This is a genomic window from Pseudomonas sp. 18173, from assembly GCF_050432945.1.
Taxonomy (GTDB): domain Bacteria; phylum Pseudomonadota; class Gammaproteobacteria; order Pseudomonadales; family Pseudomonadaceae; genus Aquipseudomonas.
The window spans coordinates 1-14002 of the sequence record NZ_JBKFTN010000046.1 but is presented as its reverse complement, the minus strand read 5'-3'; the positions used below and the strand labels follow the sequence as shown (position 1 = coordinate 14002).

The 14002-nt window shown below is 59.6% G+C and carries 9 protein-coding genes and 1 rRNA gene; 7 read left to right on the top strand and 3 right to left on the bottom strand.

Features of this window, described 5'->3' with window-relative positions; all coding sequences use genetic code 11:
- On the top strand, positions 1-3249 hold a 3249-nt coding region (locus tag ACLD1X_RS28540; protein WP_429373559.1), incomplete at its 5' end, for a beta strand repeat-containing protein.
- 146 nt (positions 3250-3395) lie between these two features.
- A complete protein-coding gene (locus ACLD1X_RS28535; RefSeq protein WP_008022183.1) occupies positions 3396-3734 on the top strand; it encodes a hypothetical protein in 339 nt (112 codons plus the stop codon).
- 45 nt (positions 3735-3779) lie between these two features.
- Here ACLD1X_RS28535 and lapD read toward each other — a convergent pair whose 3' ends face one another.
- Together lapD and lapG are read right to left on the bottom strand one after the other, a co-directional pair.
- Entirely contained in the window at positions 3780-5726 is a 1947-nt protein-coding gene (gene lapD / locus ACLD1X_RS28530) for a cyclic di-GMP receptor LapD (protein WP_429373556.1), read from the bottom strand.
- Between the two features lie 14 nt (positions 5727-5740).
- The gene (lapG, locus tag ACLD1X_RS28525) at positions 5741-6364 is read right to left on the bottom strand and encodes a cysteine protease LapG (protein WP_429373561.1); all 624 of its coding nucleotides are present in this window, start codon (positions 6362-6364) and stop codon (positions 5741-5743) included.
- Between the two features lie 265 nt (positions 6365-6629).
- Here lapG and ACLD1X_RS28520 point away from each other — a divergent pair, with 265 nt between their 5' ends.
- From ACLD1X_RS28520 to ACLD1X_RS28500, 5 genes are all read left to right on the top strand, one after another.
- Positions 6630-7340 (top strand): GntR family transcriptional regulator, encoded by a 711-nt coding sequence (locus ACLD1X_RS28520; protein WP_429373554.1) that lies wholly within the window; start codon positions 6630-6632, stop codon positions 7338-7340.
- Positions 7341-8065: 725 nt separating this feature from the next.
- A complete protein-coding gene (locus ACLD1X_RS28515) occupies positions 8066-8842 on the top strand; it encodes a DUF3050 domain-containing protein (protein ID WP_429373552.1) in 777 nt (258 codons plus the stop codon).
- Positions 8839-9768 carry a diiron oxygenase gene (locus ACLD1X_RS28510; protein ID WP_429373550.1) on the top strand — a complete coding sequence of 310 codons (930 nt, stop codon included), beginning with the start codon at positions 8839-8841 and terminating at the stop codon, positions 9766-9768. Before ACLD1X_RS28515 ends, ACLD1X_RS28510 begins: the two co-directional genes overlap by 4 nt.
- A gap of 13 nt (positions 9769-9781) precedes the next feature.
- Positions 9782-13192, top strand: coding sequence for an amino acid adenylation domain-containing protein (locus ACLD1X_RS28505; protein ID WP_429373548.1), 3411 nt, complete (start codon positions 9782-9784; stop codon positions 13190-13192).
- A gap of 23 nt (positions 13193-13215) precedes the next feature.
- Positions 13216-13683: an SRPBCC family protein gene (locus ACLD1X_RS28500; protein ID WP_429373546.1), complete on the top strand. Its 468-nt coding sequence runs from the start codon at positions 13216-13218 to the stop codon at positions 13681-13683.
- Positions 13684-13788: 105 nt separating this feature from the next.
- Here ACLD1X_RS28500 and rrf read toward each other — a convergent pair.
- A 5S ribosomal RNA gene (gene rrf / locus ACLD1X_RS28495) occupies positions 13789-13904 on the bottom strand.
- Positions 13905-14002: the final 98 nt, after the last annotated feature.

Below are 14002 nucleotides of genomic sequence, written 5' to 3'. Positions count from 1 at the left end.
AATGAAAGCGTAACCACCGCGGAAGACACCGCCTTGACCGGCAGTGTGTTGACGGGTACCTCGAGCGTTGACGGTCCGGTCAGCGTGGTGAGCTTCAGCATCGCCGGTGTGACTGGCACGTTCAATGTCGGCCAGACAGCGACCATCGCCAACATCGGCACCCTGGTGATCGGGGCCACCGGCGCTTACACCTTCACCCCGGCCACCAACTACAACGGCACGGTGCCGACCGTCACCTACACCGTCACCGACGGTTCCGGCACAGACGCCACTGCGACCCTGAACATCAGCGTGACGCCGGTTAACGATAACTTCACCGATGTCAATGAAAGCGTAACCACCGCGGCAGACACCGCCTTGACCGGCAGTGTCTTTACTGGTACCGCCAGCGTCGACGGTCCGGTGAGCGTGGTCAACTTCACCATCGGAGCAACCACTTACACGGCCGGTACCACGGCGACCATCGCCAACGTCGGCACCCTGGTCATCGGCGCCAATGGTGCTTACACCTTCACCCCGGCCGCCAACTACAACGGCACGGTACCGACCGTCACCTACACCGTCACCGACGGTTCCGGCACAGACGCCACTTCGACCCTGAACATCAGCGTGACGCCGGTCAACGACAACTTCACCGACGCCAGCGAAACGGTCTCGACCCTGGAAGATACTGCCCTCACCGGCAGCGTGCTCACTGGCACGAGCAGCGTCGATGGCCCGGTCAGCGTGGTCAACTACACCATCGGTTCGACCACTTACACGGCCGGCAGCACGGCGACCATCGCCAACGTCGGCACTCTGGTGATCGCGGCAAGCGGGGCCTACACCTTCACTCCGGCCGCCAACTACAACGGCACGGTGCCGACCGTCACCTACACCGTCACCGACGGTTCGGGACCCAACGTCACCTCGACCCTGAATATCGGCGTCACGCCAGTCGATGACCCGAGTGTGCTGGCTGCTGACCTCAAAACCACCCCTGAGGACAATATCGCCGCCGGTAACGTTCTGACCAATGACCGCGATGTGGACAACGTCCTCAGCGTGACCAAGTTCACTGTTGGTGGCATCGAGTACAGCGCGGGGGGCACTGCCACCATCGCAAACGTGGGCAAGCTGACGCTCGGGGCCAACGGTGACTACAGCTTTACCCCTGCCGACAATTGGAGTGGCAAGGTGCCGACGGTGACCTACACCACCAATACCGGTTCAAGCACCACGCTGGACATCAGTGTGACCGCAGTCGCCGATACACCGATCGTGTCCGCCACCGCTACTCAAGTGGCCGAGAACAGCAGCATCGCGTTGGGCTTGAAGGTAACGTCAGTGGACACTGATGGCTCTGAAACCCAGACCATTACCTCGATCGGCGGCGTCCCGGCGGGTGCGACCCTGACCGATGGCACGCACACCTTTATCGGCACAACCGGTAACGGCGTCGTCAACCTCAGCGGGTGGGATGTGAGCAAGTTGAGCTACACCCCGGCACCGTACGCCACCGGTACCAACACGCTGACAGTCACGGCAGTCTCGACCGAAAGCCAGGGTGATTCGGCCAGCATTACGACGCAGATACCGATCACGATCAATCCAGCGGTCTATAACCCGATCACTGCCACTGCAGGTAATGACACCGTCACCGGCACCGACGGCAATGACATCATCGTCGCCGACATCGGTGGCCTGACCGTGGTACCAGGCACCAACTACAACATCGCGTTCATGGTCGACAGCTCCGGCAGCATGAGTTCCTCGTCGATCAGCTCGGCCAAGGACTCGCTGACGTCGGTGTTCAACACCCTCAAGCAAAGCATGGGCAGCAACTCGGGTACGGTGAACATCTTCCTGGTGGACTTCGACACCCAGGTCAACAAGTCGGTATCGGTCAACCTCAACGACCCGAATGCGCTGACCCAGTTGAAGGCAATCCTGGACTCGATGTCGTCCGGCGGCGGCACCAACTACGAGGACGTGTTCAAAACCACGGCCAACTGGTTCCAGAGTGCCGATGCGGTGGCGAACACCGGGGCGAAGAACCTCACGTATTTCATTACTGACGGCAAGCCGACTTACTACCAGAGCGGCGAGTCGAGCAACCCGACCCTGTATAGCGGCAAAACCCTCGATAGCCTGATCACCACCAGCAACTATCAACTGGGTAAAGCGGTCAGCCTGTACCCCGACAGCTCGCACCAGATCGACATTACCGCCTCGGGTTACGTGACGGTCTGGAGCAAGAACGGCAACGGCAATGGCAATAACTGGTCCTCCAAGGACTTCGGCTATCTGCATGCCCAGGGCGACGGCACCTACGAGTTCTCGGGGCGTGACGGCGACGGCAATAGCACCGACGGGGACACCATCAGCAACTCCACCAGCAGCTTCGCACTGCTGAGCAACCTGTCGAACGTCGAGGCCATTGGCCTCAATAGCGGCGTGAGCCTCAGCGACCTGAAGCCGTACGATTCGGATAAAACGCCACAAACCAACATCGATCCGAAGGACCTGGCCAATTCGATCATCGGCCACACCGAAGCGACACTGCCGGGTAACGACACTGTCAGCGGTGGCGACGGCAACGACCTCCTGTTCGGCGACCTGGTGAGCTTCAACGGCATCGCTGGCGAGGGTTACCAGGCGATGCAAGCCTTCGTGGCGCAGCAAACCGGCGTGGACGTCAGCAAAGTCACCACCAGCAACGTGCACCAGTTCATCACCGAGCATTACACCGCGTTCGATGTGTCCGGTGCCCATGACGGCAATGACACCCTGCTGGGCGGTGCTGGCAATGACATCCTGTTCGGCTCGGGCGGTAGCGACAACCTCGACGGTGGCAAGGGCAATGACATCCTGCTCGGCGGCACCGGCAACGACACGCTGATGGGCGGACAGGGCAACGACATCCTGATCGGTGGTTCCGGTGGTGACACCTTCGTCTGGAAAGCGGGCGATACCGGCAGCGACGTGATCAAGGACTTCAATGCCAGCGAAGGCGACCGGATCGATCTGCGCGATCTGCTGCAGGGTGAATCCGGCAGTACCATCGACAACTTCCTGAAGATCACCACGGTCGATGGCGTGTCGTCGCTGCAAGTCAGCTCGGCCGGCCAGTTCAACTCGGGCAACGCCGCAGCCGCCACGCCGGACGTGACGATCAAGCTGGAGGGCAATAACTGGTCAAGCGCCAACCTGCACAACCTGATTGCCGGTAGCGACCCGACCATCAAGATCGATCACAACAACAGCTGATGCATGAAGACGGCCGCTCCTTATGGGGCGGCTGTCACGTTTGCGTCCACTGCCCGGTGACGATTTCGTCGCTGCGTCACATACTGGCGCGCAGTTGACCTATGCTGCTGACAGCACGACGCTGGTTCAATTCTGAGGGATGCTCAATGTTTTACGTGCAACGCGATGCGCAAGGCCTGTTGGTACGCGTGGAACCCGCCGCCTACGCCGAGGCCACGGAAACGCTGCCGGCCGACAATCATGAAATCCAGACCTGGTTTGCCAACGCAGCGGTGGAGAACAGCCTCAAACAGCTCAAGCAAAGTGACCTGGAAATGATCCGGGTACTCGATGACTTGATTCAGGTGCTGACCCAGAAAGGCGTGATCCGCGTCACCGATCTCCCGACGGCGGCCCAGGCTAAACTCATGGACCGAAACCAGGCCCGTGAAGCCTTGGGTGGCTTGAGCCAATTGATCGATGATGAAGAGACGGGACTGATCTGACGTGCCCCTCCGATCATTCCCACGCACTGCGTGGGAACGATCAAATCAGCCCCAGGGCTTGGGCTCGCCGAACAACTGGCCCTGCACGCCGTATAGCCCCATCTCGCGAATCACCGACAACTCGCCTTCAGTCTCGACCCGCTCGGCAATCAGCGGCAAATCGATGCTGTGCGCCGCGCGCTGGATCGCCTCGATGAACAGGCGTTTGTCACTCTCTAGATCAATCGAGCGAATGTAGCTGCCATCGATCTTCAGGTACGCCAACCCCAGCCGCGCCAGGTTACCGATCATGCTGAAGCGCCCGCCAAAACGTTGCAGGCTCAGAGAGAAGCCGAGTTCGCGCAGACGCTGGGTCAACTGTTCCAGCACCACCTGGTCAGGCAGTTGCTCTTCGCCAATCTCCAAGGTCAGGCGCGGGCCGAAGTTGGAGTGCGCACGCAGTATCTCGAAGATTTTGTTTTGCGCCTGCGGGTCGCCCAAGGTAGCCGACGACAGATTCAGCGCCAGCGACTCTTCATGCTCGCTCATTTGCTCCAACACCCGTTCGAGCATCAACCGATCCAGGCGCGCCGTCCAGCCGAAGCGCTCCAGCCAAGGCAGAAAGCGCCCGGCGGGGATGGTCTGGCCGTGTTCGTCGAGCAGTCGCGACAACACTTTGTAATGCAGTACCAGCTGTGTGTCCTGGGCAGCCACTACCGGCTGGAAATACAGCTCGAAACGCCGCTTTGTCAGCGCCTGGTCGAGCATGTTATGCCACGCGTGGTGATCGTCGCCGACACTCGCCGAGAGGTTGTGTTCGATACAGGCCCAGTTCTGCTCACCCTGGCCTTCAGCCTGCGCCAGCGCCTGATCACCGAGACTGAGCACGGTTTGCGGCGAGTCGCCGTGAGCAAAAGGTGCCAGACCGATTGACGCTACGGCAGCCACATCGGTGGCGCCGGTGGCGTGCAGACTGGCCAAGGCGCTGTCGAGGTTTTGTGCCAGTTGCAGCGCTTCTTCTCGCACCAGCCCCGGCGCCAGCACGGCAAATTCGCCACCGCGGATACGCGTGACCAGGTTCTGTGTTTCCGGATATCTGGCGCACTCGCGGGACAGTTGCTCACCGACGGCCTTGAGTACGTCATCGGTGCGCTGGCCGCCGAGACGCTGATTGAGGCCGGCCAGATCCTTGACCCGCAATAACAGCAGGTAACCGGAACTGGCCTGCTCCGGATTGCTCACCCGCGCATTCAGTTGCATCTCGAAATAACGCCGGTTGGCCAACCCGGTCAATGAGTCCTGATAGGACTCGACCCGCAGTTTTTCACTACGCTCCGCCTGCTCCTGAAACAGCGCCTTGAGCTTCTCGACCATCTGGTTCATGGCCTGCACGACCCGGCGAAGTTCGGGGGTGCGCGGCAGTTCCGGCAGGCTGAGGAATTCCCGCCGGGCGATGGCGTGGGATTGCTTGACCATGTAATCCAGCGGTCTCAATTGCTGACGCAGCAACAGCGCGCCGAGTACCGCACTGACCGCGCCACATAGCAGCAACCAGCTCAGGCTGCCCAAAGCGCTTTGCCACAACTTGGCCAACGCGAACATCGGGTGGCTGACCACCTCGACCCGCGCAGCCTGCTCCCAGCCGCGGCTGACGATCGCATCACCGCCGGCGGGCTCCAGGCCGATCAGTTTGACGAACCAGTCCGGAACGTTGTTGACCGCGGGAATGCCCGTACGCTCGACCAGGGTCTGGTCGTTCTTCAGATCGACCACGCGGATGCTCGCGTAGTAACCGCTGTCGAAAATCGAGCTGACCAACAGCTCGACCATCGCCGGGTCGTCGATATTCGGTGTCAGGGAAAGCGCCAGCGCCGTCGCCGCGTCCTGGGCATGGGAGCGCAATTGATTGACGTACTGCGTGCGCGAGCTCTCCAGGCTGACCATGAAACTGCCGGTGAAGGCGACCACCAGGAACAGACAGATAGCAATCAACAGCTGTTTGAACAAAGACATCTGAGCATGTGCTCCTAGTTAGTCGTCTCGACCGGGAATCCTTCGGCCTGCATTTTCTTCAACACATCCTGCCAGCGCGACAGACGCTTGGTATCGCCGACCTTTTTGTTGCCCTTGGTACCCGGCAGCCACAACCCTTCTGCATTGAAAGAGTAGACCGGCAGCAAATCCTTTCGCTGACTGGCCGGCTTGATTGCTTCAATCAGGCTATCGAGCACCAGCGGCTCGGCCTCCGGACTCGAGTAGTAGGTCAGCACCATGTGCGCGCGGTTCTGGGTCAGTGCCTTTACATAGGTAATTCGCAGCTTTTCACTGGCTACACCGAGATGACGCAAGCTGAAGTACTTGGCAATAGCGTAGTCTTCACAGTCGCCGGCGCCTTTCCAGAGGGCTTCGATCGGGGTTTCCCAATAGTCGACTTCATGCCACAGATCGATGTCTTCAACATATTGCAGCTGTTTGTTGAAGAAGCGATTGACCACATTGAGTTGTTCCAGCTCGCCGACCTGCTTCTGACTGGCCAACAAGTATTGCCAATCATTAATGCGCTGCTGACCTTCTCCCAAAGGTCCGTACAATGCCTGCGCCCGTCGGCTGATCAGGGAAAAATCCCAATCGGCACTCAAGCTGCCCAGCATTAAGCCGGCCAGCAGCAATGCGCTACACAGCCAGCGTAATATCCGGGGGATCGTTAAACTTGCCACCAATGTGAGGCATCCTGGATAGGCAGGAGGGAGTCGCTCGAATGGTGAAGCTTAGACCGGAAAAAGACAATGGCACGGTGAGATCATTGGCGGCGCGCTAAACTGCAAGAAAGGCACTCGTTCGCTTGTTTGACAAGCCGTCAGGCAGTCACTAGTGTCATTTGGATCCAAAGAAATCCCATCATTCAGGGTGCGTTTAGTGACACAAAAGCCCAACCCTCTCAGCAGCATCAAAGTCAACGGGCCCATTCCCGCACATCTGGCACGCTCGGTGATCGAAGAAACCCTGCGCGCAGCCATACTCGACGGGCGTATTCCGTGTGGCGCGGCCCTGCGCCAGCAAGACCTCGCCGACCTGTTCGGCGTCAGCCGCATGCCCGTTCGCGAAGCCTTGCGCCAGCTCGAAGCACAATCGTTGCTCAATGTGATTGCCCACAAGGGCGCCGTGGTCGCGCCGCTGGTCCAGGGCGACGCCGTGGAGACCTACGCGTTGCGCATCCTCCTGGAATCCGAAGCCCTGCGTCTGTCGGTGCCGCTGCTCCAGGACGAAGATCTCGAACAGGCTGCCCGTTACATCGACGAACTCGAAACGCAAAGCGACTACACCGAAATCGGCCGGCTCAACCGCCTGTTCCACATGGTGCTTTACAGCCGGGCACCCAATCGCCGGCTGTTGAGACTGGTCGAAGACGGCCTGATCGAGGAAGAGCGGTTCCTGCGTTTCAACCTGGAAGCCATGGGCCTGGGCAAACTGTCCCAGGACGACCACCTGGCATTGTTGCGGGCCGCCGAAGACCGGGACGTCGAACGCGCCGTGAAGCTGCTCGAGCATCACCTGAACCGAGGAGTCGAGGTCATTACGCGCTACCTCAACAGCCCTGAAGTCCGGGCCAGGAACACGTCGAACTAAGCCATAGCGACAAGTCCGGGGGGCGTACCGAAGGGATCGCCTCGCCTGCCGCACATATCCTCGATATGTGTTTCAAGAATAATTTGATTACAAACTCTCTGCGCCCAATCCACACCGCCCTCACGGCGCCATATCGCGCCCCAAACGCCTCGCCGCCTTCAAACCTGACCATCGCAACGACTGCATGATGTCTCAGTATTGGCGGGCGCCTCGATTTGCGCCCACTCTGGGCAACCAGCACACAAAAAACGGGGGGCGCTCCGTGCGAATGGTCCAGTCCCCATCCCCAGAAGCGAAGGAAGGAGCCTCATCACGGGAACGGAAGGGTCGGCAACACTCAGGCCCCATTTCCCCCTCAGACACTCCCAACGACACCCGCTAAATAGTTACTTCGAGTGAGGCATTCACTCTTTATTTAATTCTGATCTATATAGAGCGGAAGGAGTAACTACGCACCAATAAAACCCATATAAAAAGTTTTATCGGGACTCATCAACTTCCGAAAAGTTGAATATTAAAATAATACCAAAACAACTTGATTGCGACTTTATATGTGTATTAATTTTTCTTCGCCGCTAGTCAAGTCGACAGCAGCGCCTCAGATACTCGGCATCCATAGCACTGATAAAGATCAATTCATTTGAGGTACCCGTTCGCCAGGAAAAGCTCGACGCGAACTTCAGCGCCCGATTACTTCTCACCTCGGATAACTTACAGGTCCATTCATGAAACCAACTAAAGAACGTCTGGCTCAAATAAAAACCGAACTTGGCGAACACCCGATTTTCTCTGAAATACATTCGCTGCCGGTCCTGCGACGCTTTATGGAAACCCACGTGTTTGCCGTATGGGACTTCATGTCATTGACCAAGCGTCTGCAACAGGAGCTGACCTGTGTGCGACTGCCCTGGCTGCCGCCGCAGGATCCCCAGGCTGCGCGGCTGATCAACGAGATCGTGCTGGGTGAGGAGTCGGATGATCGCCCGACCCAGGGGCATTACAGCCACTTCGAGTTGTACCTGGATGCAATGCGCGAAATCGGTGCCTGCACCGTTGCCATCGAACGCTTCGTGGCCCTGCAACAAGAAGGCGTGAGCTACGACGTGGCCTTGCAATGCATCAACGTCGATCCGGCGGCCGCGCATTTCGTTCGCCATACGCTGCACACCGCGCTGCATGCACCGGGTCACAGTGTCGCGGCGGCGTTTCTGCACGGTCGCGAGAGCGTTATCCCGCAGATGTTCCAGCGCATCCTCGACGATTGGGGCATCGGCACCGAGCAGGCGCCGACCTTCCGTTACTACCTCGAACGGCACATTGAAGTCGATTCCGAGGACCATGGCCCGGCAGCGGAAACGCTCCTGGCGCGACTGATCGATGGCGACCCGCAACGGCAGGAAGACGTATATGCCAGCGCCATCGCGGCCGTGGAAAGTCGTATTGCCCTGTGGGACGGATTGCGCCTGAGCATCAACGAGTCGGTCGGGGAGGTGAGCGCATGAACGCCGCCGACTACCAGTCCTTCGCCGACGCCTGGGAAAGTCGCGCGACCATCCGCACGCGCCCGCGACGCGTGCTGGAGAACGACGACAAACTGATTTACCCCTTGAGCCGTCAACCATTGGTGCTGGGCGAAACCTTTCTGCGCGAATGTCCGCAACTGCGCGACTTCGCCCTTGTGCAGACGCTCTACAAGTTCATCAACGATGTGGTGATTTTCGAAACCGAGATCGTCGACAAGACCGCCCGCAGCATCGCCAAGAATCGCTTCGCGGTCGAGTTCCCGTTCGCCTGCCGCTACGACGCCATGACTGTCGTGGTGGACGAGGATTACCACGCACTGGTGGCGATGGATTTCATGCAACAGACCATCGCGTTGACCGGCATCACTCCCATTGAATTACCGGATGAGATCGAACTGAGCCGAGCGATACCGGCGGCCGTGGCGCTCGCACCGGAACACCTGCGCAGCGCTGTCGAACTGATCTGCGTGGCCATCGCCGAAAACACGGTGACCGGCGATGTCGCCGCGTTCGCCAAGGACGACACGGTCAAGCAATCGATCAAGGGCCTGATGGCCGATCACTTGCTGGACGAGGGGCGCCATTCCGGTTTTTGGGCACGGCTGGTACGCATCTACTGGCATACAGCAAGTGCGGACGACCGCCATTGCATCGCGCAGATCCTGCCGGTGTTCATAGGCCATTACCTGACCAACGACATCCAGAAATCCTTCGACTTGCGCTTGATCGACGCACTGCAGACCGATGATGCGACGCGCCTCGCACTCAAGAACGAAATGTCGGCACTGGCCTTCCCGATCAATCGCCATCACCCGCTGATGGCCAACATTGTGCGGCTTTTCCACAGCAGTTCGCTGCTTGAATCGCCGTGCGTACAAACCGCCCTCAGCGACTACCTGGTTTGACGAGGAGCCCATCATGAGACGTCTCGACATCTTGCTCAACGGACACAGCCTGGCCATGACCGGCCTGGCGCTGGAACTCGAACAACACGGTCACTCACTGACACGGATATCCGCACTCGACGAAATGCCGGGGCCTGCGGATCTGCTGATCGACGATGGCACGTCGCTTCAGTTCACGGCTCAGGCACCACGGCTGACATTGCAATTGGGTCTCGGCCTGCCGCAGGCGTCAGGCCTGCCTTCGCTGGACCTGTTGTGCTGGCATGGTTCAACGCTGCTGACTCGCGTACCCATTGCCGATGAGCCATCGGGGAACGGTCAGGCGCTGCGTAGGCGAGCCGTAACAGCGCTGATTGACCAGGTGGCGCTGCTGGTCAGCCGCTATTCGCGGGATACCGATTATTTTCAACACGCCGAACCCACCGCACCTGTCCGCTTCGAGCGAATCGAGAACCTGCAGTTCCTGGACAGCCTCGCGTTCGTGCATCGCCTCAATGCCACCACCGACCCACGACTGCAGCAACTCGCGCAAACGCCGCTGATTGAAAGGCTGGAACAGCAGTGCATCCAGAACGCCGACCGCCCTGCCTTGAGCATCGCCGGCACAACGCTCGACTATCGCCAGTTGCACACCCACAGCCGCGCCATCCAGCAACGCTTGCGACCACTGCTGGATCAGCACCAAGGCCCGGTAGTCGTCGGGATCTGCCTGCCCAAATGCAGCGCGCTGTATGCCGCAATCCTGGCGATCCTGGGCAGTGGCGCAGTGTACCTGCCGCTGGAGCCGAGCCATCCGTTGCAACGCCAGCAGTACATTCTGGCGAATGCCGGTGCGGTGTTGTTGCTGCATGATGGCGAGCATCCCCTGGCGAGGCACATGCCCGGGCTGGACATCAGGTGTATTGACCACCGCGACGTAGACCTCACCCAACCCTTGATGCACCAGCGCCCCGACCTCGATGCACCTTGCATGGCGCTCTACACCTCGGGCACTACAGGCCATCCCAAGGGTGTGTTGCTCAGCCAGGCCAACCTCACGCACTTCACCCATTGGTACGCCGACTATTTGCAGCTGACCAGCCAGAGCCGGGTGCTGCAGTTTTCTTCGTTGAGTTTCGACTCCTCCCTGATCGACATCTTCCCGACCCTGTTGCAAGGCGCCGAGCTGATCGTGCCTCACGAGGACCAGCGTCGCGATCCGCTGCAACTGGTGGAACTGATTCGTCATCGACAATTGAGCCACGCTTTTTTACCGCCGGCCTTGTTGAGCATCCTGCCGCTGGAGCAGTTGCAGTGCCTGGACAGTGTGATGACTGGCGGCGATGTCTGCGAGCCGTGGGTCATCGAGCAACTGAGCCGCCAGGGCAAGCTCTACAACCTCTACGGGCCCACCGAAGCCACGGTGCTGATCACCGCGCGGCGGCTTCAGGCAGGCGACAACAACCGCTCGCTGGGTGCGCCGATCGCCAATAGCCAGGTGTTGATTCTCGATGATGACTTTCAACCGGTGGCGGAACAGACCGTCGGTGAGTTGTACATCGCCGGCCCGGGCGTGTGCCTGGGGTACCTGAACAGCCCGCAGCAAACCGCTGAGCGTTATCTGGAGCTGAACTTGCCGGATGGCCGGACCCTGCGCGTCTATCGCACCGGGGACATGGCGAAGTGGACGGCCGAAGGAATCGAGCTGTGCGGTCGGCGTGATAACCAGGTGAAGATTCGCGGCTTCCGGGTCGAGCCGGAAGAGATTGAGCGCTGCCTGCGCGACAGCTGGTTGTACCGCCAGGTTGCCGTGGTCATCGATAGCCAGCGACGGATTCTGGCGTTCCTTGCCCAACCCCGGGAAGACCTCCCCGGCACCGCTCGCCAGGCGCTGAAAGCCCACGCGGCGCAACACCTGCCGGACTACATGCAACCCGCTGCATGGACCGAGTTGGCTAGCATGCCTTACGCCAGCAATGGCAAGGTCGACCGCAAGGCGTTGCTGGAGCTGCCGGTGAGCGTCTCCGATAATCCTCAACGACGCCTGCCCGTCAATGCCGATGAGGCCCTGCTGCTGGATATCTGGGCCGAGTTGCTGGAGCTGCCGGCGAGCGACATTCCCACCGACGAAAGCTTCTTCAATCTGGGCGGGCACTCGATCCTGCTATCGCGCATGCTCCTGCGCCTGCGCGAAGAGTTCGGGCGCAGCATCTCGATCAACCGCTTCATCGAACTGCCCACCCTCGCAAAACTGGCGACACTGGTAAACGGATCCGGCAGCGAAGAGGTGCTGAGCGAGCAAGCGCTGCGCGATGCGTTCCGCGAACTGGATATTCAGCCGCTACCCATCAGCCGCATGGGCGACGTGCACAAGGTGATCGTCACCGGCGCCAACAGTTTTGTCGGTGTACACATCGTCGAGGCATTGCTGGACTGGGGGGCCAGCGAGGTCGCCTGCCTGGTCCGCGACGGCAATGGGCAATCGGCGGACGAGCGCTTTGCCCAGGCGCTGCGAGAGAACCGTCTGGAGCATCTGGACATGAGCCGGGTGCGGGTTCACGCGGCAGACATCACCCTGCCGGACCTGGGATTGGCAGCAGAGGTTTATCAGCGCCTGGATCGAGAGTTCGGCGCCCTGGTGCACAACGCGGCCAACGTCAATCACGTCCTCGATTACGAGTCGCTGGCTAAGGACAACGTAGAGCCGATTTTCGAATGTTTGCGCCTGTGCGAAGGACGCAGCAAAAAAATCTTCAATTTCGTCTCGACCCTCTCGGCCTCCAGCACGATCTCCGCCGACGGCCGAGTGCTTGAGCTGCCGGCCGCACCGACGCCCCCCATCTACATCAAGAACGGCTACAACCTGTCCAAATGGGTCGGTGAGCGCATTCTCGAACGGGCGCGGGAGCTTGGAGTCCGGGTCAATCTCTACCGCCCCGGCAATATCAGCTTCAACAGCCTCACAGGCGTGTGCCAGCCGCACAAGAATCGTCTGATGCTGATGCTCAAGGGCTCGATCCAGCTGGGCCAGGTGCCGGAGTTCGCCTTGAACTTCGACTTGATGCCGGTGGACTTTCTCGCCCGATTCATCGCCTTCCACGCCAGTCGCTATCAACCGGAACAGGCGGTATTCAACCTGCACAACCCCGAGCCCCTGAGCTGGGACGACTACGTGGCGTCCTTCCGCGAGGCGGGGCGTGAGTTCGCGATGGTCAGCGTCGCCGACTGGCAGCAGCAACTGAGTCGGGTCGACAGCGACAACGCGTTGTTCGGCGTGCTGGGGTTCTACCTCAACGGCTTCGAGGAGGACATCGGCGACATCTCGATGATCGGTCACGACAACGCCCTGGCCGGTGTTCGGCTCATGGGTGCGCTCTACCCGCAAAAGTCCCCGGCGTTGCTGCGTCGCGGCTGCGACTACCTCAAAGAAATCAATTTCATCTGACTCAACCCCAATGGAGCAAGACCATGAGTACTCTGCAACCCGATACCCTGATCAAAAACCCTCAAGGCTGCCACGTGGTGTCCTCGGTGGACGTGCCCGCCGATGCTGCGCAGGTATGGGCCGTAGTCGGTAACTTTTCCGGCTTCGATCGCTTCATCCCGGCACTGTCGCACATCGAAATGACCGGTGAAGGCGTGTCATCGCTGCGCAAAAAGTTCTTCAGGGACGGCAATCTGGTGGTCGAACAACTCAACTCCCGGGACGACCAGGCGCGACACATGACCTGGACCACTCTCTACAACACCCTGGGTGTGGCCAATCTGTGGGCAGCGATGAGCGTTGAACCACTGGATGCGGGCAAGTCCCGAGCCACCTGGACCATCATTGCCGAACCGGCGCAGGGTGGCGCCGAGGCGCTGCCAGGCTTCAAGGAATTCGTGCAGGGCTTTGCCGATGATGCGATGAACAATGTGCTGAAACTGTTTGCGTAGAGCGTAAAAAAGCCCGTCGTGGAGAGACTCCGCAACGGGCTTTTCAGTACTCCTGAAACGACAAAACCCCTGTCTGCGTTAGCAGACAGGGGTTTCGGAATTTGATCTTGACGATGACCTACTCTCACATGGGGAAACCCCACACTACCATCGGCGATGCATCGTTTCACTTCTGAGTTCGGGATGGGATCAGGTGGTTCCAACGCTCTATGGTCGTCAAGAAATTCTGTTTGTCAGTCCGTCTGTAGTGACGTACCAACGAATTCTTGATGCTTCTACTATAAAGACAAAACCCCTACCTGCATACGCAGATAGGGGT